This window comes from Agrobacterium leguminum, assembly GCF_015704895.1.
In the GTDB taxonomy this organism is placed as follows: Bacteria; Pseudomonadota; Alphaproteobacteria; order Rhizobiales; family Rhizobiaceae; genus Agrobacterium; species Agrobacterium leguminum.
In genome coordinates this window covers 82,220-108,690 of the sequence record NZ_JADQWB010000010.1, presented here as the reverse complement: position 1 = coordinate 108,690, position 26,471 = coordinate 82,220, and the positions used below count along the sequence as shown (strand labels likewise).

General features: G+C 59.9%; 25 protein-coding genes. 10 read left to right on the top strand and 15 right to left on the bottom strand.

Translation table 11 applies throughout. The features are described 5' to 3' along the window. Nucleotides 1-27 precede the first annotated feature (27 nt). Both I3J13_RS15990 and I3J13_RS15985 read left to right on the top strand, forming a co-directional pair. Nucleotides 28-849, top strand: coding sequence for a mechanosensitive ion channel family protein (locus tag I3J13_RS15990; RefSeq protein ID WP_196379432.1), 822 nt, complete (start codon nt 28-30; stop codon nt 847-849). A gap of 166 nt (nt 850-1,015) precedes the next feature. Continuing rightward, nucleotides 1,016-1,702, top strand: a complete 687-nt coding sequence (locus I3J13_RS15985) for a metal-binding protein ZinT (RefSeq protein WP_196379431.1) — start codon at nt 1,016-1,018, stop codon at nt 1,700-1,702. Nucleotides 1,703-1,864: 162 nt separating this feature from the next. Here I3J13_RS15985 and xopAW read toward each other — a convergent pair whose 3' ends face one another. The 4 genes from xopAW to I3J13_RS15965 all read right to left on the bottom strand — a co-directional run bounded on the left by xopAW (nt 1,865) and on the right by I3J13_RS15965 (nt 5,730). Further along, on the bottom strand, nt 1,865-2,716 hold the full coding sequence (gene xopAW / locus I3J13_RS15980) for a XopAW family type III secretion system calcium-binding effector (RefSeq protein WP_196379430.1): 852 nt from the start codon (nt 2,714-2,716) through the stop codon (nt 1,865-1,867). Between the two features lie 257 nt (nt 2,717-2,973). Beyond that, on the bottom strand, nt 2,974-3,792 hold the full coding sequence (locus I3J13_RS15975) for an ABC transporter permease (protein WP_003520664.1): 819 nt from the start codon (nt 3,790-3,792) through the stop codon (nt 2,974-2,976). Beyond that, nucleotides 3,789-4,577, bottom strand: a complete 789-nt coding sequence (locus I3J13_RS15970) for an ABC transporter ATP-binding protein (protein ID WP_196379429.1) — start codon at nt 4,575-4,577, stop codon at nt 3,789-3,791. The genes I3J13_RS15975 and I3J13_RS15970 overlap by 4 nt, the downstream gene beginning before the upstream one ends. Nucleotides 4,578-4,686: 109 nt before the next feature. Then, on the bottom strand, nt 4,687-5,730 hold the full coding sequence (locus I3J13_RS15965; protein ID WP_196379428.1) for an ABC transporter substrate-binding protein: 1,044 nt from the start codon (nt 5,728-5,730) through the stop codon (nt 4,687-4,689). A gap of 290 nt (nt 5,731-6,020) precedes the next feature. Between I3J13_RS15965 and I3J13_RS15960 the strand changes: the two genes are divergently transcribed. The 6 genes from I3J13_RS15960 (at nt 6,021) to I3J13_RS15935 (ending at nt 14,075) form a co-directional block, all read left to right on the top strand. Continuing rightward, nucleotides 6,021-7,580, top strand: coding sequence for a VOC family protein (locus I3J13_RS15960; RefSeq protein WP_196379427.1), 1,560 nt, complete (start codon nt 6,021-6,023; stop codon nt 7,578-7,580). Nucleotides 7,581-7,850: 270 nt separating this feature from the next. Then, nucleotides 7,851-10,631: a DUF2339 domain-containing protein gene (locus I3J13_RS15955; protein ID WP_196379426.1), complete on the top strand. Its 2,781-nt coding sequence runs from the start codon at nt 7,851-7,853 to the stop codon at nt 10,629-10,631. Further along, on the top strand, nt 10,628-11,272 hold the full coding sequence (locus I3J13_RS15950) for an HD domain-containing protein (protein WP_137452132.1): 645 nt from the start codon (nt 10,628-10,630) through the stop codon (nt 11,270-11,272). The genes I3J13_RS15955 and I3J13_RS15950 overlap by 4 nt, the downstream gene beginning before the upstream one ends. A gap of 11 nt (nt 11,273-11,283) precedes the next feature. Beyond that, on the top strand, nt 11,284-12,126 hold the full coding sequence (locus I3J13_RS15945; protein WP_196379425.1) for an MOSC domain-containing protein: 843 nt from the start codon (nt 11,284-11,286) through the stop codon (nt 12,124-12,126). Nucleotides 12,127-12,199: 73 nt separating this feature from the next. Beyond that, nucleotides 12,200-12,706 (top strand): hypothetical protein, encoded by a 507-nt coding sequence (locus I3J13_RS15940; protein WP_196379424.1) that lies wholly within the window; start codon nt 12,200-12,202, stop codon nt 12,704-12,706. Nucleotides 12,707-12,860: 154 nt separating this feature from the next. Next, the gene (locus tag I3J13_RS15935; protein ID WP_196379423.1) at nt 12,861-14,075 is read left to right on the top strand and encodes an MFS transporter; all 1,215 of its coding nucleotides are present in this window, start codon (nt 12,861-12,863) and stop codon (nt 14,073-14,075) included. Here the strand turns inward: I3J13_RS15935 and recO are convergent, their stop codons facing one another. The 11 genes from recO to rpoZ all read right to left on the bottom strand — a co-directional run bounded on the left by recO (nt 14,076) and on the right by rpoZ (nt 23,660). Further along, nucleotides 14,076-14,855: a DNA repair protein RecO gene (recO, locus tag I3J13_RS15930; RefSeq protein ID WP_003521134.1), complete on the bottom strand. Its 780-nt coding sequence runs from the start codon at nt 14,853-14,855 to the stop codon at nt 14,076-14,078. A 56-nt stretch (nt 14,856-14,911) separates the two neighbouring features. Beyond that, a complete protein-coding gene (locus I3J13_RS15925; RefSeq protein ID WP_035262668.1) occupies nt 14,912-15,289 on the bottom strand; it encodes a response regulator in 378 nt (125 codons plus the stop codon). A 138-nt stretch (nt 15,290-15,427) separates the two neighbouring features. Beyond that, nucleotides 15,428-16,180 carry a Crp/Fnr family transcriptional regulator gene (locus I3J13_RS15920; protein ID WP_035262671.1) on the bottom strand — a complete coding sequence of 251 codons (753 nt, stop codon included), beginning with the start codon at nt 16,178-16,180 and terminating at the stop codon, nt 15,428-15,430. A 260-nt stretch (nt 16,181-16,440) separates the two neighbouring features. Beyond that, entirely contained in the window at nt 16,441-17,391 is a 951-nt protein-coding gene (era, locus tag I3J13_RS15915; protein WP_162936692.1) for a GTPase Era, read from the bottom strand. A 77-nt stretch (nt 17,392-17,468) separates the two neighbouring features. Further along, the gene (gene rnc, locus I3J13_RS15910) at nt 17,469-18,188 is read right to left on the bottom strand and encodes a ribonuclease III (protein ID WP_035218055.1); all 720 of its coding nucleotides are present in this window, start codon (nt 18,186-18,188) and stop codon (nt 17,469-17,471) included. Next, nucleotides 18,185-18,931, bottom strand: a complete 747-nt coding sequence (gene lepB / locus I3J13_RS15905) for a signal peptidase I (RefSeq protein WP_003496938.1) — start codon at nt 18,929-18,931, stop codon at nt 18,185-18,187. The genes rnc and lepB overlap by 4 nt, the downstream gene beginning before the upstream one ends. A gap of 208 nt (nt 18,932-19,139) precedes the next feature. Then, on the bottom strand, nt 19,140-19,544 hold the full coding sequence (gene acpS, locus I3J13_RS15900) for a holo-ACP synthase (RefSeq protein ID WP_196379422.1): 405 nt from the start codon (nt 19,542-19,544) through the stop codon (nt 19,140-19,142). Further along, nucleotides 19,541-20,119: a DUF2062 domain-containing protein gene (locus I3J13_RS15895; protein WP_078054123.1), complete on the bottom strand. Its 579-nt coding sequence runs from the start codon at nt 20,117-20,119 to the stop codon at nt 19,541-19,543. Before I3J13_RS15895 ends, acpS begins: the two co-directional genes overlap by 4 nt. A gap of 437 nt (nt 20,120-20,556) precedes the next feature. After that, nucleotides 20,557-20,703 carry a DUF3563 domain-containing protein gene (locus I3J13_RS15890; RefSeq protein WP_162180472.1) on the bottom strand — a complete coding sequence of 49 codons (147 nt, stop codon included), beginning with the start codon at nt 20,701-20,703 and terminating at the stop codon, nt 20,557-20,559. Between the two features lie 197 nt (nt 20,704-20,900). After that, a complete protein-coding gene (locus tag I3J13_RS15885) occupies nt 20,901-23,135 on the bottom strand; it encodes a RelA/SpoT family protein (RefSeq protein WP_003521127.1) in 2,235 nt (744 codons plus the stop codon). A gap of 132 nt (nt 23,136-23,267) precedes the next feature. Beyond that, on the bottom strand, nt 23,268-23,660 hold the full coding sequence (gene rpoZ, locus I3J13_RS15880; RefSeq protein WP_035262680.1) for a DNA-directed RNA polymerase subunit omega: 393 nt from the start codon (nt 23,658-23,660) through the stop codon (nt 23,268-23,270). 392 nt (nt 23,661-24,052) lie between these two features. Here rpoZ and I3J13_RS15875 point away from each other — a divergent pair, with 392 nt between their 5' ends. Both I3J13_RS15875 and I3J13_RS15870 read left to right on the top strand, forming a co-directional pair. After that, nucleotides 24,053-24,622, top strand: a complete 570-nt coding sequence (locus tag I3J13_RS15875) for a LabA-like NYN domain-containing protein (RefSeq protein WP_003521125.1) — start codon at nt 24,053-24,055, stop codon at nt 24,620-24,622. Between the two features lie 217 nt (nt 24,623-24,839). Continuing rightward, the gene (locus I3J13_RS15870) at nt 24,840-26,339 is read left to right on the top strand and encodes a methyl-accepting chemotaxis protein (RefSeq protein WP_137452137.1); all 1,500 of its coding nucleotides are present in this window, start codon (nt 24,840-24,842) and stop codon (nt 26,337-26,339) included. Nucleotides 26,340-26,471: the final 132 nt, after the last annotated feature.

The following is a 26,471-nucleotide window of genomic DNA, read 5'->3' as shown; positions in this document are numbered from 1 at the left end:
AGAGCAATGAAAATCACAGGATAATTCATGGAACAACAGGCAACGGATATCATCGTCGCATCGCAGGCGGCGTTGCAGCAGGCAAGCGCGCTTGCGGTGCAATATTCCTTCTCGGTCGTCGGTGCGCTTCTGCTGCTGATCATCGGCTGGCTGACCGCCACCTTCCTGCAACGCTGGGCATTTCAGGGCCTGTCGCGCATTCGCGGCTTCGATGCGACGCTTGCCGGTTTCTTCGCCGGCGCCATCCGCTATGTGGTTCTCATTCTGGTGCTGGTCATGGTGCTTGGCCAGTTCGGGGTGCAGACCGCCTCCATCCTCGCCGCCCTTGGCGCCGCCGGTCTGGCCATCGGCCTTGCGTTGCAGGGCACGCTGCAGAATATTGCCGCCGGCATCATGCTTCTGGTGCTGCGCCCCTTCCGGGTCGGCGAATATATCGAGACCAGCACGGTCAACGGCACGGTGATCGAGATCGGGCTGTTTGCGACCGAGCTGAAGACCAGCGACGGACTTTACCGTCTCGCGCCCAACTCCACGCTCTGGAACGTGCCGATCACCAATTACAGCCGCTTTCCCTCGCGTCGTCACGAACTCAGCCTGACGGTCAAGAATGATGAGGATCTGGCGGCCGCACAGGATATGCTGATGAAAGTCGTGCGTTCGGAGAGCCGGGTTTTGCTGGACCCCGCCCCCGTCACCTTCGTCGATTCGGTCAGCGCCGACAGCGCCACCGTAAAATTGCGCTACTGGGTGCGCAGCGACACTTATTTCGCGACGACCCGCGATGTGACGAAAGCCATGAAACTCGCCTTCGACGAGCGCAAGGCGCAAGTAAGCGCCCAGCCGGCCTGAGACCGCACGTCTCCCCTCTTTTCAAGCGCGGTGGCTGCAACAGCCATCGCGCTTTTTCGTTGCGCCACGTTGGAGTGCGCACTTGCATCCCGCGAAGGCGGCCTCTATAGGTCGATACGTAATGTTATTACGTAACTATCTTTATCGATATGAGAGGCCCGAAACAATGCAGAAGACACTCACCCGCGTCACCGGCGCCGTCGCACTTGGTTCCCTGCTGCTGGCGGCGACCGCGGCAATGGCTGCCGGTGGCGACAAATCCGCTGCCCACAGCCACGACCATGGGCACGATCACGGCCACCAGATGACCGAGGCTGAAAAGCAGATCTACAAGGGTTATTTCGAGGATGCGCAGGTGAAGACGCGCACGCTTTCCGACTGGGAAGGCGACTGGCAGTCGGTCTATCCCTATCTGCTGAACGGCTCGCTCGATTCCGTCATGGCGGAAAAGGCGGCGCATGGCGACAAGACGGCGGCGGAGTACCGCGCCTATTACGAAATCGGTTACAAGACCGATGTGAACCGCATCGTCATCAAGAGCGACAGCGTAGCGTTTTATAAGGACGGCAAGCCCGCTGAAGGCACCTATGTCAGCGATGGCCATGAAATCCTGACCTACAAGAAGGGCAATCGCGGTGTCCGCTACATCTTCAAGAAAACCGGCGGCGACGAGGCCGCACCGCAATTCATCCAGTTCAGCGACCACTCCATCGCCCCGGTCAAAGCGGGCCACTACCATCTCTACTGGGGCAACGACCGCAAGGCATTGCTGGACGAAGTGACCAATTGGCCGACCTACTACCCGTTCCTGATGGACGGCGGCGATATTGTGGAAGAAATGGCGGCGCATTGAGAGCGCCCGGATGCGAAAAAGACGCCCTGCCATTGCGCAGGGCGATCGCATTCAGCCAGAGGCCACGCCTGCCCAACTCGGCAAGAAACGCCACTGCAAGAGCCGGATGCGAGGCTCTTGCAGGCTCTGGAGGGTCTCAGCCAACCCTTTTCCAATGCAACATCAGGCCGTAATGGACTGAGTTGCCGCTTCATCCGCATTAAAAGCCATATAGGCCTTGGCGATCTCTTCCAGACGCGACAGAAGGTCTTCGATAGCTGTTGCACTCTCTGTCGATTGATCATCCTCGCCAGTCCGACCAGCCGAAATATCCGGCGGCGGCGGACCTTTGGGCGGCGTCATGGCAGACAATTCGTCACTGCTGACAACACCATCGCCATCAGTATCGAGCTGCGTGAACAGGTTCGTCGCCATGTCCTCGCTGACATCCTCTGGGCGTCCAGCAAGGAACTCGCTTACGGAGAGGGAGCCGTCGCCGTCCGTATCCAGGTCAGCAAGCATATCCGTGCTGTCTCGAGCATCAGTCCCACCGGCGGAACCCGGCCGCGGACCCTTGGGCGGCGCCATGGCGGAAAACTCCTCGCTGCTGACAACACCATCGCCATCGGTATCGAGCTGCGTAAACAGGTTCGTCGCCATATCCTCGCTGACATCCTCAGGGCGTCCGGCAAGAAACTCGCTCGCGGACAGGGAGCCGTCGCCATCCGTATCCAGCTCAGCAAGCCGATCCGCGCTGCCCGGCGAATTTCCACCGGATGAATCCGACGATCCGGATGATTGGCCACTCGAAAGATTCATGATCATGTTCACGAGCATCGTGAGCAGCTGGTTCGTCGCCGCACCGCCTGCAGCGCCGCTGTCCTCCTGATCTGACCCCAGCGAGGAAATGCCGTTTCCCGACTTGGCGGACGCCTGGAGTTCGTCGGCACTCACGATGCCGTCACCATTCCTGTCAAGGCTGCTATAATTCTTCGCGCTATATTGGTAAGCGCCAAGCGATGAAACGCTGGTCATACAGGTCTCCCGTCAACGGATTTTTCAAAGCTGATTAGTTCAAGGGGGGGACATGTCCGCGTCACGCGATAAAGGCGAACCACTACACAATATCGTGATTTGCTTTATCAGGCAAAAATATTTTCGAGCCGCAAAAAGTTATATTATACAATGAAATAACAATGACCACGCCATTCGCGCAGCGTCGGAATCACCGCTCACTGAGGCTGTATTAACCGAATCGCTGGCAAAGAGAGGCCGCATCCAGGCGGCCTCCATTACTGCCCCATGGTGGAGCGATGCGCCCAGCCGGTCATGCGTTTTTCAAGCCAGGCCATGATCGCATACATGACGATGCCTTCCACCGCGAGCATCAGCAGGCCGGCAAAGACGAGCGGCACATTGAACTGGCTCTGCGCCGAACTCATCATGTTGCCGAGGCCGTAATTGGAGGCGACGGTTTCCGACACGACCGAGCCGACAAAGGCGAGCGTGATGGCGATTTTCAGCGAGCCGAAGAAATAGGGCATGGAGCGCGGAATGCCGACCTTCAGCATGATGTCCATCTTCTTTGCGCCAAGCGCCCGCAGCACATCTTCCGTTTCCGGCTCTATGGTGGCAAGCCCGGTCGCGACGTTGACGACGATGGGGAAGAAAGAGATCAGGAAGGCGGTCAACACGGCAGGAACCGTGCCGATGCCGAACCAGATGACGAGGATCGGCACCAGTGCCACTTTCGGGATGGCGTTGAAGCCGATCATCAGCGGATAGAGCCCGGCATAGATGGTTTTGGACCAGCCGATGAACAGGCCGATGGCGAGACCAGCGGCCACCGCAATGGCGAAACCCAGCGTCGTGGTATAAAGCGTCTGCAGCGAGTTCTTCCAGATCGGCGACCAATATTGCACGATGGCCTGCCCGACCCTTACCGGTGACGGCAGAATGGTGGGCGGCATTTTCAGCGCGTAGACCAACAGTTCCCACAACACGAAAAGCGCCAGCGTATAAAGCCAGGGGGCGGCTTTCACCCAGTTGACGCGGGCAATCAGCGGTTTGCGCGGCTCTGCCGCAACGGTGCCTTCCATGATCGCGCTCATGCCGCCACCCTCGCCTGCGCGATTTCGCCATGCAGTTCCTGCACCATGTCGTTGAAACCCTTGTCATACATGATATCGAGCTGGCGCGGGCGGGCAAACGGCACGCGGTGTTCCGCCAGCACCCGGCCCGGCCTTGCGCTCATCACGAAAATCTTGTCGGCCAGAAATGTCGCCTCGCGCAGATCATGGGTCACGAGGATGATGGTAACGCGCTGCGCGGCGTGCAGGTCGCGGATGACGCACCATAATTCCTCGCGGGTGAAGGCATCGAGCGCGCCGAAAGGCTCGTCCAGCATCAGCAGTTCCGGCTCGTGGATCAGGGCCCGGCAAAGATTGGCGCGCTGCTGCATGCCGCCGGAAAGCTGCCACGGATACTTCGAACCGAACCCCTTCAGGCCGACGATTTCCAGGAGACGCTCGGCTTTCCTGACATATTCAGCCTTGTGGGCGCGCAGGCGTCGGCGATGTTTCTCGACGATCTCCAGCGGCAGCAGGATGTTCTCAAGCGTGGTGCGCCAGGGCAGCATCGTCGGGTTCTGAAACGCCATGCCGACAATGGAAACCGGCTCCGTGACCTGCCGCCCGGCAACGATGACATTGCCCTTCTGCGGAATATGCAATCCCGTTACCAGCTTCATCAGGGTCGACTTGCCGCAGCCGGAGGGGCCGACCACGGCCGCGAATTCGCCCTTGTCGACCGTCAGGTTCAAGCCGGATACGGCCAGCGTGCCGGCGGAACCGCCATAGCGCATGTCCACACTGTCTATTTCCACGAGATGTGACATTGCTGTTCCCGTTTTAAGTTAAAGATGGACCATGGCAGCCCGAAACGTCGCCGCCTGTTTCTTCTCCCCGGCGGGGAGAAGAAGCATGCCGCACCCGCTCACTCCTCCATTACGGAAGCATGCGCTCTTCCTTGGCCGGCAGGTAGGTCGCGTCGAAGACCTGCTCCGCCTTGACGTTGCCCTTCAGGCCGAGGGAAACTTTCAGCGTCTCGATGGAGGCGGAAAGCCGGGCCGGATCGACGCCGCCCATGCCGTTTTCCACCACATAGGGCGTCTTGATATTCATGCTGTTGGCCATGTTGAGGCGTTCAAGCTCGATGGCGCTGTCGAGCGTCTCGTTGCGCTTGAGCACGGCCGCCACGCCCTCTTCGGGGTTCTTGATGGAATCGGCGAAGCCCTTGGCCAGCGCTTTCAGGAAGCCCTTCACGGCATCCGGGTTTTTCTCTGCGAAATCAGTGTTTACCAGCACCGCATTGCCATAGAGATTCAAGCCGTGCTCGGCCATCAGGATGGTCGAGATATCGTCATCGGCGATGCCCTGTTTCTTGAGGTTGAGGATCACCGAAAAGGCAAAGCCGAAAACGGCATCGACATCGCCCTTGGCGAGCATCGGTTCACGCACCGGAAAACCGATCGATTCGATCTTGATCTTGCTGTCATCGAGACCCGCCACCTGCTTGAAGGCGGGCCATTGCGCGAAAGCGCCATCCGGCGGCGGCGCGCCGAGCTTCTTGCCTTCCAGCGACTTCGGATCGCCGGTGACACCGAGCGACTTGCGGCCGACCACGGCAAAAGTCGGGCGTTCATAGACCATATAAACGGCCTTGATCTTCTGGCTCGGATCCTCGTCGAGGAACTTCATCACCGAGTTGATGTCGCCGAACCCCATCTGGTAGGCGCCGGTCGCCACGCGCGGAATGGCTTCCACCGAGCCGTTGCCGCTATCGATGGTGACATCGAGGCCTTCAGCCTTGAAGTAACCCTTGTCGAGCGCCAGCAGGAAACCGGCGGCGGGGCCTTCGAACTTCCAGTCGAGCGTGAATTTCACCGGCGTTTCGGCCCGCGCCTCGACGACCGGCAGCGAAAAACCAGCGGTTACACCGATGGCGGTAATGGCCAGAGCCCTGGTCAACAACCTGCGCGTTAAAATCATCTATTCCCCCTGATGGTTTTGTTGGATTGGTTGCATAAGACCCAATTCCAGCCCTCAAGGCAAGATAAAATTGCATACAAAATAGCCGTTATTTTGTATGCTTATTTTATATGCACAAACACGCACAAGACAGGCAAAAACCCGGCATTTTGCCCATCGTGCATGCAACGAAGCGAAAGCGGGATCGTTCACGCAGAGAACACAGCGTTCTCATTTGCCGGGGTTGCGGATCAGGGGCAGCGTGCGACAAATAGGGCCACGAACAGCAGGCGAAACAGCGGGACGGCAACATGAATTCTGCACTGGGCATACACCACATCACCATGATTACCCGGAAGGTGCAGGCGAATGTGGATTTTTACGCCGGCTTTCTGGGCCTGAGGCTGGCCAAGCGCACAGCCGGTTTCGAAGACGCCATGCAGCTGCACCTGCTTTATGGCGACGATATCGCCTCGCCCGGCTCGCTTCTGACATTTCTCGTCTGGGAAGATGGCGGCCAGGGCCGTGTCGGTTACGGCCAGACGCTGGAGATTTCCGTGGCCATCGATCCCGCCGCCATCGGCTTCTGGCTGACGCGGGCGCTGAAATTCGGCATCCGGGCGGAAGGCCCCTCCGATGAGTTCGGCACTCCGGTCATCCGGCTGAAGGATCCTGACGGCCTGATCGTCAAGCTGGTCGGTACCCACGCCTTTGCCGACGCCACGCCGCATGTGACGGACGATATTTCCGCGGAGGACGCCATTCGCCGAATCTATGGCGCGACGGTGCTAAGCGAAGTGCCGGAAGAAACCGTGGCGTTTCTGGAGAAACATTTCGGTTACCGGCAGGAAAGCCAGGCAGGCGCAATCCGCCGGCTCGTTTCCGAAAGCGGCGACATTATCGATGTGCGCGACGCAACCGGCTTCTGGTCCAGCGCGCCGGGCACCGGCACCGTCGATCATATCGCCTTCCGGGCGAAGGACATGGATGAGCTGAACGCGGTTCATACCGGGCTGAAATCGCTGAATTCCAGCACCACCAATGCCCATGACCGCAAATATTTCCACTCGCTCTATGTCCGCGAACCGGGCGGCGTGCTGATCGAAATGGCAACCGACGGGCCGGGCATGACGGTGGACGAACCGTTGGAATCGCTCGGGGAAAAACTGTTCATCCCGCCGCTCTTCATGAAGGACGAGGCGGATGTGCGTGTCGCCCTGCCGCAATTTGCAATGCCGGGCGAAGAGCGCATCGTCTATCGCGACCTGCCCTTCGTGCACCGTTTCTATACGCCCGACGAGCCGGATGGCAGCACCATCATTCTGCTGCACGGTTCCGGCGGCAGCGAAACCAGCCTGATGCCGCTGGCGCACCGGGCAGCGCCGCGCGCCACGCTTCTCGGCGTGCGCGGCCGCAGCACGGAAGAAGAGATTGCCCGCTGGTTCCGCCGTTATCCTGATTTCAGCTTCGACCAGAAGGATATCGCCTCGGAAGCGGAAGCCTTCGCCGACTTCGTGGAGGGGGCGATACGGTCCTATGGTCTCGACCGTTCGAAACTGCGGTTTATCGGCCATTCCAATGGCGCAAATTTCTACGCGGCCTTTGCCGCGCTTTATCCCGAGCTTGCCGGAGACGCCCTGCTCTATCGCCCGATGCCGGTTCTGGAAACATGGCCGCAGACCGATCTTTCCGGCCGCAATGTCCTGCTTGTGGCGGGAGAGCGCGACAAATATCTCGACAAGGCGCACGAATTGCAGGGCCGGCTAGCGGCGAGCGGAGCAAGAGCCGAAATGGAAACGGTTGAGGACGGGCATGAGCTCGGGCTTGCCGATATCGAAGCGGCGCGGCGCTGGCTGGCGGATGTTTCCTGATTTTCGAGCGATACGCATGAGCCGAGCCGGTGCCGCCAATTTCTTCTCCCCGTCGGGGAGAAGGTGGCCCGAAGGGTCGGATGAGGGGGCTAGCTCTCGGTCTATCGCTACCCTTGCCCCCTCATCCCGCTGCCGCGGACTTCTCCCCGGCGGGGAGAAGAAACAAGCGGGACCCGCTCGCTCCCTGTTACCTCTTGCCATCCATCAACCGGGCCTTGCATAAATTCACCAAAAGGGCTTTAAAAACAGCTTCGTAATTGGAGAGTCCGTTTGGAAATCCCGCTGTTTATCCTCGCCCTCGTCGCGGCCTTCATCTACACGCTTGTCGCGAGCATCCGCAATTCAAGTCGAATCAAGTCGCTGGAACGGGAAGTTCTCAGTCTCAAGCGGCTGGTGGCTGCGGGCGTCACGTCGCCTGTGGCGGCGCAGGCGGAGAGCGCGGAATCCACGGTAAAACCGGATTTCGAGACGGAAGAGGAAAGCAGGACGCCTGCGGAAGACGCAGCCTCCCAGACTGAATACGCCTCCGAACCCCACGAAGCCGCCGCCATGGCGCAGGCGGAAGACGCCGTCCGCGAGGAAGCACCTTCCGCTCCTGCGAGCGATACGGCATCAGCACCGGCAACGAAGGAAAGCTTCGAAAGCCTGCTCGGCGCGCGCTGGGCCGTCTGGGCAGGCGGCCTGGCGCTGGCGCTCGGCGGTATTTTCCTCGTCAAATATTCGATCGAATCGGGGCTGCTCAGCCCGGCGGTCAGGCTGTCGCTCGCCGCCATTTTCGGCCTCGTCCTCGGACTTGCCGGCGAGGCTGTCCGCCGCAAGGCGGTGCCGGGCATCGCCGCCACCTATTCCAACGCCATGATACCGGGCGTGCTGACGGCGGCCGGCGCCTTGACGCTGTTCGGCGTCGTCTACGCCGCCTATGGCATTTACGGCTATATCGGCCCCGGCATGGCTTTTGGCCTGCTTGGACTCGTCGCCTTCGCCACCATCGGGCTTTCGCTGCTGCACGGGCAGGCGCTGGCCGGTCTAGGCCTTCTCGGTTCGATGCTGACGCCGGCGCTGATTTCCACCGAAACGCCGAATATCTGGGCGCTCTTCGTGTTCCTCACCATCTCCTGGCTGGCAACAGCGGCCGCGGCGCGCAGACAGGGCTGGACCGTGGTTCCCTCTCTCGCCAATGCCGGCCTCGGCCTCTGGGCGCTCGGCTATATCGGCTTTTCCGAAACGGTGAATGTCGAGCCTGTCGTTCTTTCCCTGCTCCTCATGATTGCCGGGACGATCTGGCTTTGGCCGGGAGACACGTTTGATAAATCCAACCGCGAAATCTACGCGCTGGAAGAGGCAAAAGCCGAAACGACCGCGATGCGGCTGATACACCTTTTTGCGAGGCCGTCCCTGGCGATCAGTCTCACCGTATCGCTTGCCGCTGCGCTACCGGCAGTCGCCATCCTACTTTCCAGCGGTGGGGTGAGTGTCCATCCCGCATTCGCAATGATAGCACTCCTTTCCGCGCTCGCTGCACTCGGTGCGGGCCGCCATTTTGCCGTCTGGCCGGCAATTTTCGCGGCCCTGACCGCACAGACCGGCATCTCGCTCCTCGGGCAACGGTTTTTCGGCTTCGATCCGTTACTCGATGGAAGCGCCGTGGTTACTTTGCCACCCGTGAGTATCGGCACGAGCCCGAACGTCGCCGCGAGCCTTTCATTTGGCGCCATTCTGGTGCTGTGCGGATTTTCTTTCATCAAAAGAAAAGGTCCGGCAGACCAAAGCTTCGCGAAGTTGTGGGCGTTCCTCATCGCACTGTTCCCGGTCTGGATCGGCACGACGAGCTTTGTGCTTTTCGGCAATCTCGGCCGTGACTGGCTACACGCCGCCTATGGCCTCGGCCTTGGACTGGTGTTGCTTGCAGGCGCCGAGTGGCTGCACCGGCAGAACAACGAGGCCTATCGCAAGCCGCTGAACATCCTCGTGCTCGGCTCCTTCGCCGCCTTCGCGCTTTGCCTGCACACGCTGACGGAGGGGCTCGCGACGACCGTGCTGCTCTCCGTCATCGGTTTCGTTTATGTGCTCGCGACCCGTTACCGCAACTGGGATGTGTTGCCCTGGGTGATGGCTGTGGCAAGCGTTGCCGTTCTCGGCCGCATCGCCTGGGAACCCACCATCGTCGGGCCGCAAAATCTCGGGCTCACGCCGGTCTTCAACGCGCTTCTGCCGGGTTACGGCATTCCCGCACTGCTGGCCGTCGCCTCGGCATGGCTGCTGCGCGACTGGCCGGGGGTCAGGGCGAAGAACTTCCTGCAGGCGATTGCCAGCGTCATGGGCCTTCTCGCCGTCGCCATCCTCATCCGCCACGCGATGAATGGCGGCACGCTGGATGACAGCGTGCCGACGCTTGGCGAACAGTCGATCTACACGCTGCTGACCATCGGCTTCTCGGGCGTCTTGATGACGCTGGACCTGAAGAGCCCCAGCCCCGTCTTCCGCTACGGCTCGATGATTGCCGGCGTGATTGCCGTCATCAATGTGCTGACGATGCATTTCTTCACGCTCAACCCCTATTTCACCGGCGAAAATACCGGCAGCATTCCGTTCCTCAACCTGCTGCTGATCGGCTACCTGTTGCCGGCGCTCGCCTATGGCGGCCTGGCCTATTATGCGCGCGGAAAACGTCCGCCGCCCTATGTCAGCATGCTGGCGGTGGCCGGTGCGGCACTCGGCTTTGCCTGGGCCACGCTTTCGGTGCGCCGTTTCTGGCAGGGCGAGAACATCGCCGACTGGAAGGGCTTCCTGCAGGGCGAGACCTATAGCTATTCGGTGGTCTGGTTGCTGATCGGCGTGTTGCTGCTCGTGCTCGGTTCGCGCTTCAATGCCCGCAGCCTGCGTCTTGCATCGGCCGCCTTCGTGCTGATCTCGGTGGCCAAGGCCTTCCTGATCGACATGAGCAATCTAGAAGGCGTGCTTCGGGCGCTGTCCTTCATCGGTCTCGGCGCGGTGCTGATCGGCATCGGCCTGTTCTACCAGAAAATCCTCGCCCGGAAGCCGCAGGCATGATCGCGGCCGAGGCTTTCGCGCCCTATGCGGCGCTTGCGCAGGACCTGATACCGCACGCCGCCGATACGGGCGATGGCTCGCATGATCTTGCCCATATTCACCGCGTCTTCCGCAACGCCATGCGCATCCATGCGGGCGAAGGCGGCGATGGCACCGTGCTGGCCGCCAGCGTGCTGTTGCATGATTGCGTGGCGGTGGAGAAGAACTCGCCGCTCCGCGCGCAGGCCTCACGGCTTGCGGCGGAAAAAGCCTCGGGCATTCTTGAAGCCCTTGGCTGGCAACGCAGCGATATCGACGCCGCCGCCCATGCCATCACCACCCACAGCTTTTCCGCCAATATAGAGCCGCAGACACTGGAGGCGAAAATCCTTCAGGATGCCGACCGGCTGGACGCCATCGGTATGGTGGGGGCGGCGCGCTGCTTTTATATTGCCGGGCGCATGGGTTCGGCGCTTTACGACCCGGTCGACCCGCTGGCGAAGGAGCGGCCGCTTGACGACCGCGCCTTTGCCATCGACCATTTCGAAACCAAGCTGTTCAAGCTGGCCGACGGCTTTCGCACCGAGACGGGCCGGCAGATGGCCAAGGCCCGCCATGAGCGGCTGAAACAGGTGCTGGACCTGTTTCTCGACGAGATTTGAGGAGACCCGAGATGCGTGTGACCGAACTCAACATCTATCCGCTGAAAAGCGCGCGCGGCATTCCCCTCTCCGAAAGCATTGTTTCGGCAGAAGGCCTGCCGGGCGACCGTCGCGCCATGCTCATCGATCCCACCGGCCATTTCATCACCCAGCGCGAATTGCCGGCCATCGCCACGGTTCTGGCCCGGCATGAAGATGGCGGCATGGTGCTTTCGCGGGAAGCGAATGGCGAGGTTCTCGCAAGACCTTCCGGGGAGCGCATGGATGTGGCGGTGTGGAAATCCATCGTCAGCGCCAATATCGCCGATGGCGAGACCAACGACACGCTCTCGGAATGGCTGGGGCGCGAGGTGCAGCTGGTGTTCTTCGACGACGCCTCGAAACGCATTGCAAGCCTCGAATGGACCGGCAACGAAACGCCCGTCACCTTTGCGGACGGTTACCAGATTCTCGTCACCACCACCGCCTCGCTTGCCGCGCTGAACGACAATATGCGCGCCAATGGTGAGGACGCGGTCGGCATGGAGCGCTTCCGGCCCAATATCGTGCTTGATACGGACGAGCCATGGGCCGAGGACCGCTGGGCGGCCATCGAGATCGGCGGCATTCGCTTCGATCTGGTCAAACCCTGCGCCCGCTGCATCATGACCACGCAGGACCAGACGACCGGCTCCCGCGATGTGCCCTCCCCCATGAAAGCCATGGGCCGCATCCGCATGTCCGGCGACCGGCGCGTGCCCGGCCCGCTGTTCGGCTGGAACGTGACGCCGCGTGGTGAAGGCAGGCTGTCCGTTGGCGATGTGGCGAAGGTGATCGAGGAAAGGCCGGAGGGCTGGGCGATCAAGCGGCGTTAGTTGGAGACTGTAGTTTTAAGTTGATTTTCGAATAACAAAAATCAATCATGGGTTTATTTTCAGGAGATGTTCCATGGTCGATTTTTTCAATGTCATTTCAAATAATCATATATCCGTCGTAGCAACGATAGGCATGTTGATGTGCGTATCGGGTTTGCTTCTGTGCTTCTTTTCCGGCGGCAAAACACATGGGCTCCTGCTTGCTCTTGTCGGCGCCGTTTTTACCGCTCTGCCCTTCATCACCAGCATGAAGGTCAATAGGGACGGATTGGAGATTTTGACCAATAGCCAGAAGGCCAATATTGAACTGGCGACGACCGTAGCCAAGCAAACGCAAGCCATCGAGGAAGTGAAACAGGGGCTGGCGGCACTCAACACCGTGGTGCAAACATTTGCCAACACGCCTGCCGCCGGGTCGGATAATTCCTTTACGCCAAAGATAAATTGGCTTCAAATCCAGAAGAATCTGAGCTCGTCGATAGACAAATCAGACTCGCTCCTGGGCGATATTCAGCAGCGGCAGCAGAGCGTTGAGGATATTCTCGGCAAAAACGAGGCTCTGATAGGCAAGATGCGCTGACAGCGTCTTATCAATCCCATGAATAGTGGCCGTCAAGAAAAGTCGCTAGTGGGACCGGCTGACAAAAGATAATATTCATCCCATCGTAGCGGAATCCGCGGCAAGCCATGCCCCTCTTTTTTTGGGGGTGAGGCGCCACGATGGGGGAATATTCATGTCGCAAGCCACACGCCAGACCATGCCCTGGCTGATTATCGCCGCCGGGTCGCTGATCGCGGTCATGACCTTCGGGCCCCGTTCGGCCATGGGCTTTTTCCAGCTGCCGATGCTCGCCGACACCGGCTGGGACCGCTCCACCTTCGGTCTCGCCATGGCTCTGCAGAACCTCTTCTGGGGGCTCGGCCAGCCCTTCTTCGGCGCCATCGCCGATAAATTTGGCACGGGCCGCGTGCTCGTGCTTTCCGGCCTGCTTTATGCCGCCGGCCTCATCTGCATGTCCTTCGGCACCTCGCCCTTCTGGCTGCATTTCGGCGGCGGCGTGCTGGTCGGGCTTGGCATTGCCGCCGGCTCCTTCAGCGTCATCCTTTCGGCCTTTGCGCGCCATGTCACGCCGCAGCAGCGCTCGCTCGCCTTCGGCATCGGCACCGCGGCGGGCTCGGCCGGCATGTTCCTGTTCGCGCCGATCAGCCAGGGCCTGATTTCCACCTATGGCTGGTCGGATAGCCTCGTCTGGCTTGCCGCGATGATGATGCTCGTGCCGCTGCTCGCCTTTCCGATGCGCGGCAATTCCTCTTCCGGCAGCCAGTCGCAGGCGCAGTTCCAGCAGACGGCGGGCGAGGCGCTGAGAGAAGCGCTCGGCCATAAAAGCTACCTGCTTTTGACCACGGGCTTTTTCGTCTGCGGTTTTCAGGTGGCCTTCATCACCGCGCATTTCCCGGCCTATCTCGGCGATATCGGCATCGAACCGCGCTACGCCGTCATCGCCATGGCGCTGATCGGCTTCTTCAACATCATCGGGTCGCTTGCCGCCGGCGTCATCGCCCAGCGTTATTCGAAGCCCTATCTGCTAGCCTATATCTATCTCGCCCGTTCGGTTGCCGTCACCGCTTTCCTGCTTCTGCCGCAATCGCCGCTTTCGGTCATCATCTTTGCGGCCGTGATGGGCATCCTCTGGCTTTCCACCGTGCCGCCGACCAATGCGCTGGTGGCGATCATGTTCGGCACGCGCCATCTCGGCATGCTCGGCGGCGTCGTGTTCCTGTCGCACCAGATCGGCTCGTTCCTCGGCGTCTGGCTCGGCGGCTTCCTTTACGACAGGCTGGGTTCCTATGATCTCGTCTGGTGGCTGGGCGTCGGCATGGGGATTTTCGCGGCCATCGTGCATTGGCCCATTCAGGAGCGACCGGCTCCGCGGCCTGCAATGGCCTAGTCAGACAGCCTTATCGAGGGCGGGCGGCATCGCCCTGCCCTCCGTTGCCCTGCGCTCCAGCGCCTTCAGCGCCGCCTGCACGAAACCGTCGCGGGCGGCGTTTTCGTTGAGGCCACGCGGATCGTAGACATGCCGGTTGAGGAAATGAGCGGTGAGGCGGAAAGCAGCCGCAAGACTGTCAGGATCGGCGGCCTTCGACTGGCCTTCGCTTAAGAAAGCCGGAAGCGACAGCATCCGCTCCGCATAGGGCGCACCTGCCGTGCGGCAAACCGCCCTGCCCGTTTTCGGCGATACATAGATGAGATCGGTGCGCAGCCCCGTCGCCGCGCATTCGGTAAGATCGAGCCCGAAACCGAGTTCGTTCAGCACCGCCAGTTCGAAGCGCACGAATAACTCCCCGGCATCGACGGGGTCGTGCAGATTGTCGAGAATGATATCCAGCGCCTGATAGAGATGCGGGTGCGGATCGCGCTCCGGCAGAAGCCTGAGCAGAGCGCCCATGGCCTGTACGCCATAAACGGCGGTTGCCGTTTCCATCAGCTGCGCAGCGCGCAATTGCAGCGGCTCAATGCGGAATTCACCCAGATGATCGTGAAGGCGCGCCCGCCAGATGACATCCACCCGGTTGCCCGCCTGTAGCACGGGCTGCATGCTGCGGGAACGGCCGGAACGCACCAGCCCCAGATGGCGGCCACGCGAAGGCGTCATCACCTCGGCGATGACACTCGTCTCGCCATGGCGTTTGACGCCGAGAATGATTGCCTCTTCCTGCCACTGCATGAAACGCGTCCGAATTTCGATTCAGGTCCGATCATACCCGATCTGGCGGCAAAACGTTATTCTTTTACGGCATCGTCGACCGCGCCGACGAGGTTGAGAACGAAATCGATAATTTCGTTTTCCCCGAAGGGTTTGCCGAGCAACGGCGCGTGCATGAGATCTTCCGGAAAACCCGTCGTGTCGCCATAACCGCTGACAAAACCGAAGGGAATGCCCGCATCGCGCAGCCCGCGCGCGAAATCGTAGCTCTTGCCGTCGGTGAGGCTGACATCGAGAAGCACGCAATCGGCGCCGTCCTCTTCGACAGCCTGCCTCGCCTGCGCAAGCGTGGTGGCGATGGCGACGGATTCCACCCCCATGGACTGGAGAACCGCTTCGACATCGAGCGCCACCAGATATTCATCCTCAACGATGATAACCCGTTGTGGCACCATATGTTTTCTTCTTCCCAAAAAAAGACGACCGCACGGCTCGAAGCTGCGGTCTCCGACATGATTCTCCCGTGAGATATCACGACAGGAGTCGCAAATTACGGCTCCACCGTCATTTAAAAAAGACATGTCAAAGGAAGATCAGATGAAGGGTCTTTGCCGCTTTTCATCGCTTTCCCAACCCGCCACGTTGGTCAAGCCGGCATCGTCAAGCACCAGACAGCCCTTGTCCGTCCAGCGGATGAGACCGCGATCGACGAGCTTTCTCAAGGTCTTGTTGGTGTGAACGATGGACAGGCCAAGCGTGTCGGCAACGTGTTGCTGGGTGACCGGGATCGGTGTTTCGCCGGGGATGAGATTGACCGCTTTCGCCTTGCGATAGAGAAACGCGATCAGATAGGCGGCGCGTTCCAGCGCGGTGCGGCGGCCGATGCTGAGGAGGTGACTGTCGAGCATGCGTTCCTCGCTCGCCGCGATCCAGGTGAGGTCATAGGCAAGCGTCGGATGATCCGTGAAAAGGTTGTTGAGGCGGGACCGCTCGAAGACGCAGAGCGTCACCGGCGACAGCGCCTCCACCGAATGCTGCATTTCCCCCATCACCGTGCCCTGAAGACCGACGAGATCGCCGGGCATGACATAGTTGAGGATTTGCCGCCGGCCGTCCTCCAGCGTCTTGTAACGGAAAGCCCAGCCCTGCAAAACGGTGTAAAGATGGGCGCTATGCGAGCCTTCCATCAGGATGACGGAGCCGCTCTCCACCGCAAGTTCCCCCGTCTTGAAACGCGAGACGAAATCCAGTTCGGAAGAGGAAAAATCCCGGAAATGCGGCAGGTCGCGCAGGGGACATTGCTGGCACGGGGTGGTGGAAATTCCGTTCGGTTTTTTTGGCGACATGAATATCCGTCATCGAAAAAGGTTGCGCCCAATTGTTTTGGAACAACCCGCCCGAACGTATTCGGTTCCCGATGGTGGGTGAAGATATTCAGTTCGTGCTTTGTGCGTCGTTCCGTTTCCCCCACTCTCCCTCATTCCTGTGCTCGTCACAGGAATCCAGCCAACGCGCGTCTGCGCGGCGAGAGAGTCTTTCCAGCCCAAGGACTTGGACTGGCTGGATCCCTGTGACAGGCACAGGGATGAGGGAGGATGCCTGGTAACTAGCCCCGCGGGAACTCCAGTCCCATTTCACGGAAGCGCTCGGGGTCGTCGCCCCAGTTCTCGCGCACCTTGACGAACAGGAAGAGATGCACCGGCTGTTCGAGGATTTCCGACAGCTCCTTGCGCGAGGCGGTGGAGATGGCCTTGATCGCATCGCCGTTCTTGCCGAGCGCGATCTTCTTCTGGCTGTCGCGCTCGACATAGATCACCTGCTCGATGCGCACGGAGCCGTCCTTGCGTTCTTCCCACTTTTCGGTCTCGACGTGCGAGGCGTAGGGAAGCTCCTGATGCAGGCGCAGGAACAGTTTTTCGCGGGTGATTTCGGCGGCGAGCTGGCGCATCGGCAGATCGGAAATCTGGTCTTCCGGGTAATACCACGGGCCTTCCGGCAGTTCGGCGGCCAGATAGTTCATCAGGTCTTCGCAGCCCGAACCGTTGGTCGCCGAGATCATGAAGGTGCGGTCGAAAGCGACCGTCTCATTGGCGGCGGCGGCGAGTTTCAGAAGGTCTTCGCGCTTCACCTGGTCGATCTTGTTGAGGCAGAGGATTTTCTTCTGCGGGACATCCTTCAGACCTTCGAGGATGGTTTCCGCATCGCCCTTCAGGCCGCGTTCGCTGTCGATCAGCAGCAGGATGAGATCGGCATCCTTCGCGCCGCCCCAGGCGGAGGTGACCATGGCGCGGTCCAGCCGGCGGCGCGGCTTGAAGATGCCGGGCGTGTCCATGAAAACGATCTGGGCGTTATCGTGAATGGCGATGCCGCGCATCACGGCGCGCGTCGTCTGCACCTTGTGGCTGACGATCGAAACCTTGGCGCCCACCAGACGGTTCACCAGCGTCGACTTGCCGGCATTGGTGGGGCCGATGAGGGCGACAAAGCCGGAGCGGGTCGGAAGGGCTGCATCTTCGCCAGTCATGGCGGGGTTTTCGTGATCGGTCATGATATCCATTCAAGGTCAGAGGTATTCAACATGCGGCCAAAGGGTCCGCCATGCGCTCGATGTTCAGCACCCGGTTCGCCGGGCGCTCAGTTCCGGGTGGAGGTCTTCTGCCAGACGCCTTCGCGTTCCAGCAATCTTGTTGCCGCCACCTGCTCGGCCGCGCGCTTGGAGCGCTCGACGCCGGTTTCCGGCTTTACGCCGGGAATTTCGACAGTCACCGTAAAGCGGGGATCGTGATCCGGTCCGGAGCGATCGTCAACCCGGTAAGAGGGCGTGGTCGCAAATCTGGCATGCGCCCATTCCTGCAACTCGGTCTTGGCGTCGCGTCGCCCGGCATCCACGCTGGTCGCGCGGCCCTGCCAGTATTTCAGAATGAATTTGCGCGATGCTTCCAGCCCGCCATCCAGATAGATGGTGGCGATCAGGCTTTCGACCACATCGGCGCGCACGTTCAGCATCGCCTTGCCGGTCAGCTTCTTCACATCCGAGCCGGTGCGGATGAAATTATGCAGGCCCATCTCGTCGCCGATCGCGGCGCAGGATTCGGCGCTGACGAGCTGGTTCAGACGGACCGAAAGCTCGCCTTCGGTGGCGTTGCGGAAGGTGGAGAACAGCAATTCGGCAACGCAGAGACCGAGGACACGGTCACCTAGAAATTCCAGCCGCTCGTAATTGCCGGCCGCCGCCGAGCGGGCGCTGGCATGGGTCAAGGCCCGGTCAAGCCGGGCCTTTTCCTTGAACTCATATCCGATCAACGCTTCCAGACGGGAAATCTCGTCCGCCGAAAGCGGCTTGGTCTTGCTCATTCCACAACCTTGAAGAGGCGGTCCCAACGCATGTTGGCCGGCCATTCCCAAATGCGGCTGAACGGCGTGTCATTGCCCAGCGAGAAGAAGATGACGCTGGCGCGGCCGATCAGGTTTTCTTCCGGTACGAAACCGACGTCGAAGCGGCTATCGAGCGAATTGTCGCGATTGTCGCCCATCATGAAATAATGGCCTTCCGGCACCACGAATTCGCGGGTGTTGTCGCCGCGCGAGTCGGGCGATTGATCGAGCGTGTCGTAGGTGACGCCATTGTCGAGCGTTTCACGGAAGACCGGCACATTGGCGCCCGGATCGGCGCGGTAATCGGAGGTGAAGGTGCCATCGGGCTGCTTCGGCACCGGCTGGCCGTTGATGAACAGCACGCCGTTCGTCACCTGGATGCGGTCGCCCGGCAGGCCCACCAGACGCTTGATGTAATCCACTTCAGGATTGGGCGGCAGGCGGAACACCACGACATCGCCGCGCTTCGGCTTGCTGAATTCGAGAATACGGCCCGAAAACAGGTTCGGCGAAAAGGGCAGCGAATATTTCGAATAGCCGTAGGAGAACTTGTTGACGAAAAGATAGTCGCCAACCAGAAGCGTCGGCATCATCGAGCCGGAGGGGATGGTGAAGGGCTGAAACAGCACGGTGCGGATGACCATGGCCAGCAGCAGCGCCTGAATGATGACCTTGACGTTCTCCCAGAGGGCGTTCTGCTTCTTTTCAGCTTTTTCGGACACTTAAAGACCTGCCTGATTGTTTCCCGGCTTCTTCGGCTTCACGAAGGCTTCCGGGCCGTTGTTTGTCGCGCCTGCGGCGGGTGAAGCGGTTTCACGCAGCCGGCAACGCTTTCATATTTCTGCGACTTCTCTAGAACCTTTCCAGCCCGAAGGGAAGCGCTTCTGTGACACGTCCGCAAATAGGACGCCAATGCGGCTTCACCGGGTCTTACCCGTTCACGGGAAGCGCCTCGATAATCACAAATGCCTGAGCGTAAGGAAAATCGTCCGTGATCGTCAGGTGAATATTGGCGCGGTGGCCGGCGGGCAGCAGCGCCGCCAGCCTTTCCCCTGCCCCATTGGTCAAAATCATGGTCGGCTTGCCGCCCGGCAGATTGACGACGCCCATATCCTTCCAGAATACGCCGTTCGCAAGGCCTGTTCCCAGCGCCTTGGAACAGGCTTCCTTGGCGGCGAAACGCTTGGCATAGGAAGCGGCACGGTTCTTGCGGCCATCGGACTTGGCGCGCTCGATATCGGTGAAACAGCGATGGGTGAAGCGCTCGCCGAAACGTTCGATCGATTTTTCAACGCGGCGGATGTCGATCAGGTCGCTACCCAATCCAATGATCATTTCAGCATCTCCAGAGAAGCATTCTTGTTGGCGGCGCGATGCGCGAGATTTTCCATCTTGCGGCGCTGGAAACCGCTGATGAGACCATAGACGGCGATATAGGCGATGATTGCGCTGATAACGGCAGGAAGCAGCGCGCCGATGGTCATGGGTTCCAGCACCGGCGTCCAAATTTGCCGGAATTCGAGATGGCTGAACAGCGCCACGAAATCCACGTGCGCAGCGCTTTCCGTCTTCTGCCGGCCGAGGATGAAGTGCCCCAGCTCCCAGGTGGATGCCCAGATGAAGGGAAATGTCAGCGGATTGGCGAAGGTGGTGCCAAGCGCCGCCGCCACCAGATTGACGCGCATGAGAAAACCCAGCGCCATGGCGATGATGATATGTACGCCGAGAAACGGCGTCCACGCCACGCCGACACCGAGAGCGACACCGGCGGCAACCGAATGCGGAGAGGCGGAAAGCCGCAGAAGGCGCAGCTTCATATAGCGCAACGAACGGGAAAAACCCGTGCGCGGCCAGAAGAGGTCGCGAATCTTCTCTGAAAAACCAACGGGTTCACGGCGGCGAAACGGCATGGGGGCAGTCTATTTCATCGCCCCGGCCGCGCCAAGAGCATCATAGATGACGCAGGGATTTCTTTTGCAGGTGTAGCTTCCGTCATTCCGGCCTTGAGCCGGACCCCAGCCGACGAGCGTTTGCGCGGCGAGAAGACTCTTTCCAGCCCAAGGACTTGGGCTGGCTGGATGCCGGATCAAGTCCGGCATGACGGACGCGGGATGTCACGAATACAGTGAATATCGAGCCTTCGATATCAGTCCCAATTTAGTGTCGTCTATTGCGACAGGGGACTGAACCGGGATTTTTTGCGGCGTATTGGTCAACCAGTTTGGGACAGCCGCTTGAAGCGCGCATTCACATAGTTTTGCAATATAGAGGGGCGAGCGTGCCAACGACGGCCGTGCACCCTCCGAGTCTCATACGCATGGCGATGGGCTGCCATGCGCTGAGTGCATTACCGGCGGAACAGGCCGCGGTCGATTTCGCGCTGGCGGAATTCCAGGTCGACATTCGACACGGAAGCGCTGAGATATTCGAATTCGCGTTCCTGGGTGGTCTTGCCACGAACGGCGCGGGCGATCTTGCGAAGCGGAGTAAACATGATTTTCGGTCCTTTCGGTTTGGAACTGGCGTTTCTCATCGGTGTTCATCCACCGGCACGCCGCGTTTCCTTCTCTTCAATTTCTGAGAAGAAAATAGTCGCAAACCGCCTCCACCACCAGAGACAGGAAAAGGCCGCTGCCATGCGTTCAATGCATAACAACGGCCTTTTAGTATTTGCAAAGGATCAAAAATGCCTCAATCGAAGGCACGCGTCACGGTCGAGACGCAATCGAGATCCTTGAGCTGCGACAGAAGCTGGTTCAGCTGCCTGAGATCCCAGACTTCGACATCCAGCGCCAACTCGGAAAAATCCGTGCCGATGCGGACCATGTTGAGGCCGCGAATATTGACATCGAGCGTCGCGATGGACTGCGCCACCGAGGCGAGCGTACCCGGCTCGTTCAGCGCATTGATCATCACCCGCGCCATGAAGCGCGACTTGTTCGCCTCATCGAGATCCCAGCGGACATCGATCCAGCGCTCCGGCTCATCGTCGAAGCGTTGCAGCGCCGGCGCCTGAATCGGATAGATGGTGATGCCCTTGCCTTTTTCCATGATGCCGACGATGCGGTCACCCGGAACGGCGCCGGCCGCACCGAAATGCACGTCGACATTGCCGGAAAGGCCACGGATGGGCAGCGGGTCCGGTCCATCCAGCATCTCGGCCGCACCGTCGTCCTCAAGCACCGAGCGCGACTTGCCGGGGATCTTGAAGACCATGCCGGAGGCGCTGCGCATGTTGAACCAGCCGTCGTCGCCGGTCATCTTCACCGTCACACGCTCATCCTGATAATCCGGATAGACCGCGCGCAGCACATCGAGCGAGGAAACCTCACCGCGACCGACCGCGGCAATGGCGTCTTCCACGTCCTTCTGTGCCAGCCGATGCAGCACGGGCTTCAGCGCTTCCCGCGAGAAAGCCTTGCCGGCGCGCTCGAAGGTGCGCTCCAGAATGCGATAACCGAGGCCGGAATATTGCTTGCGGATGGCCATGCGGGTGGCGCGGCGAATGGCCGAGCGGGCTTTGCCTGTCACCACCACCTCTTCCCATGCGGCGGGCGGCACCTGCACGCCAGAACGGATGATCTCCACCTCGTCGCCGTTGTTCAGGCGGGTGACGAGCGGCATGATCCGGCCATTGATCTTCGCGCCAACGGTGGTGTCGCCGATATTGGTGTGAACGGCATAGGCGAAATCGATGGGGGTCGCGCCGCGCGGCAGGGCAATCAGCTTGCCCTTGGGCGTGAAGCAGAAGACCTGGTCCTGGAAAAGCTCGAGCTTGGTATGCTCGAGGAACTCCTCCGGGCTGTCGCCTTCGGCCAGCGATTCGATGGTGTGGCGCAGCCAGGAATAGGCGTTGCTCTCCGGCGAGAGCAGATCGCCCTCCCCGTTCTCGCCATCCTTGTAAAGCGCATGGGCGGCGATGCCGAATTCGGCGATCTCATGCATGCGCTTGGTGCGAATCTGCAGCTCGATACGCTGGCGCGACGGGCCGACGATGGTGGTGTGGATGGAGCGATAATCGTTCTGCTTCGGCGTGGAGATGTAATCCTTGAAGCGGCCCGGCACCACGCGCCAGCGGGTATGCACGATGCCCAGCGCCCGGTAGCAGGAGGGAATGTCGTCGACCAGAATGCGGAAACCGTAAACATCGGAAAGCTGCTCGAAGGAGAGCGACTTCGACTGCATCTTGCGGAACACCGAATAGGGCTTCTTCTGACGCCCTTTGACATTGGCCCCGATGAGGCCGTTCGCCACCAGAAGCTCGCGCAGCTCGTCCTCGATCTTCTTGATCAGCCCTTCATTGCGCGTTTCCAGTTCCTGAAGGCGGTTGGTCACCGTCTCGTAGGCTTCCGGGTTGAGATAACGGAAGGACAGGTCCTCCAGCTCATCGCGCATATCCTGCATGCCCATGCGGCCGGCGAGCGGCGCATAGATTTCCATGGTTTCTTCGGAAATGCGGCTGCGCTTGTCGGCCGGCATATATTCCATGGTGCGCATATTGTGCAGGCGGTCGGCGAGCTTCACCAGGAGAACGCGCACATCATCGGAAATCGCGAGCAGCAGCTTGCGCAGGTTTTCCGCCTGCTTGGCCTTGCGGGTAACGAGGTCGAGCTTCTTGAGCTTGGTCAGCCCCTCCACCAGCCGGCCGATATCCTCGCCGAACAGCTCGTCGATTTCGGCGCGGGTGGCGGTGGTGTCCTCGATCGTATCGTGCAGCAACGCCACCGCGATGGTCGATTCGTCGAGATGCATTTCGGTGAGGATCGCGGCAACTTCGAGCGGATGCGAAATATAGGGGTCGCCATTGGCCCGCTTCTGCTGGCCGTGTTTCTGCATGGCGTAAACATAGGCCTTGTTCAGCAGGGCCTCATTCGCATCCGGTTTATATTTTTGAACCCGCTCGACGAGTTCGTATTGCCGCATCATGCGATATTCCACAAAAAGAAAGCGCGCCAACCTGAGGGTCGGCGCACAATGCTGCATCAATAGGGATCAGATTATGACGGCAACTATTGACAGACGGTAACCGCCGCCTGCCAAAGGCATCATAAAATCCTATCAATAGTCGTCATTTTTTTCCGGCGGCACAAGGCCTTCGATACCGGCCAGCAGTTCTTCTTCCGACATCTGGTCGAAAGTAACGGTTTCCGGCTGGTCGTCTTCTTCGCCATCGGCAATGGCGGAGGCGGCGAGCGTGACCGGATCGGGCTCGGGCTCGTCCACTTCCACGTGCTTCTGCAGCGAATGGATCAGGTCTTCCTTCAGATCGTCGGGAGACAGCGTCTCGTCGGCGATTTCGCGCAGCGCCACAACCGGGTTCTTGTCGTTGTCGCGGTCAACCGTGATGGAGGACCCTTGAGAAATCTGGCGCGCACGGTGGCTGGCGAGAAGCACCAGCTCGAAACGGTTGTCTACTTTATCAATGCAATCTTCAACTGTGACGCGGGCCATTGCCTGTCCTTTGCGGGTCGTAATGTCGTGGATCAGAGCGCCGTGCGATGTTCGGGGTGCACAAGGGTTGCTCTAACCTATTGAATCTGCGCTTCGTGCCTTGCGAAAAACATTCAAGATTTCTCGCGACGATGCTTTCCAGCTTCCGATACAGCCATTGGCCGCGGAATTCAAGTTTTTCCTGTCTTTGGCGTCTTTTGGCACCTTATTGCCCACCTTTGGCGTCTGATGAACAAAATGTCTAGAAGAATTGTCTTGGAATAAGGGGGAAGGTAGCTTACTTAAAACGCAACGGCGATACGCAAAGCTCGTTGATACGACATGTTTTTTTGCGTTATCGACCGGATATAAAAGCCAGATAATGGCCTTTCCAAAAAAAGGAATGGGATGGAATGTTCGATCCACGGGAGAAAATTGCGCTCTTCATAGACGGAGCCAATCTTTATGCAGCATCGAAAAGCCTGGGATTCGATATCGACTACCGCAAGCTCCTGAAGGCGTTTCAAAAGCGTGGATACCTGCTGCGCGCCTATTATTACACCGCGCTCATCGAGGATCAGGAATATTCCTCGATCCGCCCGCTGATCGACTGGCTGGATTATAACGGCTACAAGGTCGTGACGAAGCCGGCGAAGGAATTCACCGACGCTCTCGGCCGCCGCAAGATCAAGGGCAACATGGATATCGAACTGGCAGTCGATGCCATGGAACAGTCCGAGACGGTCGATCATCTGGTGCTCTTTTCCGGCGATGGCGATTTCACCACGCTGGTAGACGCGCTGCAGCGCAAGGGCCGCAAGGTTTCCGTGGTTTCCACCATGGCCACGCAGCCCGCCATGATCGCCGACGACCTGCGTCGCCAGGCCGATCACTTCATCGATCTGATGACGCTGAAGGCCGAGATCGGGCGCGACCCGAACGAGCGCCCTGCCCGGCACGCCGAAAGCCCGGAAACGATCTGATCCCGGCTTTCGCATCGCTGATATTTCAGAAACGCGCCCGTTGCAAAGACGGGCGCGTTTTTGTTTGACACCCTGTCGGCAGGGCAAAAATTCCCCCTGGAATTAACAACCGTCAAATCCGGCCAGTCGAAATTATATCTTGGTTAATTTTAGACGTGTCTAAATCACGCAACGGCACCAGCGACGTGATTTGGGTGTCAAAGCAGGATGACTAGACATGCATGGCCAGACAAAAACCGACCGACAGCTCGATGAAAGACTGAATTTTCTGGGGCTCGGCCACGAGCAGCGGCAAAATCTTTCAGACATGAAGGGCGTCATCACCGGCTCTCTCGATGCATCTCTGGATCGTTTTTACGCGAAGGTTCGCTCAGTGCCGGAGACGGCGAAATTCTTCGCCAACGACGCGCATGTGCAGCACGCCAAGGGCATGCAGCTCAAACACTGGGCAAGGATCGCTTCCGGCACATTCAATGCGGATTATACCGACGCCGTAACCGCCATCGGCCGCACCCATGCGAGGCTGGGGCTGGAGCCGAGATGGTACATCGGCGGTTATGCCCTGATGCTCGACGGCATCGTCAAGGCCCTGATCGAGTCCGAATTGAAGGGCTTTTTCATGGAGAAGAAGGCCAAAAAGGTGAAGGACGCCCTGTCGGCCACCATCAAGGCCGCCCTTCTCGACATGGATTATTCGATCTCCGTCTATCTCGACGTGCTGGCGGCAGAACGGCAGAAGGTGGAAGCCGAGCAGGCGCAGATGAAGAAGGAGCAGGAGCACGTTCTCGCACTGCTCAACAGCGCCCTCGACAGGCTGGCCAATGGCGACCTCACTTCCAGCATCGGCGAAAAGACCGCACCGCAATTCGAAGGGCTTGTCGCCAATTTCAACGCTGCGGTCGGCAATCTCTCCGGCGCATTCGCGCAGATCGTCGAAGAGGCGAACAAGATTTCCGGCAATACGCGCGAGTTGACTTCCGCGACCGATGACATGGCCCGCCGCACGGAGCAGCAGGCCGCCGCCCTTGAGGAAACCGCCGCCGCCGTCGAGGAAATCACCACCATTTCCAAATTGTCGGCGCAGCGTTCCGAAGAGGCGAAGGCCATCGTCGAAAGCTCAGCCGTCGAAGCCGCGCGCTCGCGCGATGTGGTGACGGAAGCGGTGAAGGCGATGGGAGCCATCGAGGACTCATCGCAGAAGATCACCCAGATCATCTCCGTCATCGACGAGATTTCGTTCCAGACCAACCTTCTGGCGCTGAATGCAGGCGTCGAGGCCGCGCGCGCCGGCGAGGCCGGCAAGGGGTTCGCCGTCGTCGCCCAGGAAGTGCGTGAACTCGCACAGCGCTCCGCCACCGCCGCGAAGGAAATCAAGACGCTGATCGCCAAGTCTTCCGAAGACGTGATGCAGGGTGTTTCGCTGGTCAACAAGACGGGCGAATCCTTGAATACGATCGGCAACAAGGTGGATCATATTCAGGAACATATCGCCTCGCTGACCAAGGCGGCGCAGGAACAGTCCGTCGGCATTCAGGAAATCAATGCCGCCATCAACAGCATGGACAACCTGACCCAGAAGAATGCGGCCATGGTGGAAGAGACGAATGCGGCGACGCATAATCTGAGCGATGTCAGCGCCAATCTGGCGGCGCTTGTCAGCCGGTTCAGCGTTTCGACGACGAAGGCGCATGTGGAGCGGACGTACCGGGCCGCTTGAGGGGCGCAGCGGGCAGCAACACACTCCCGTCATCCCGGCCTTGAGCCGGGATCCAGCCAGCCCAAGTCCTTGGGCTGAAAGGACTCGTCTCACAGCGCAGACGCGCCGTGGCTGGATGCCGGATCAAGTCCG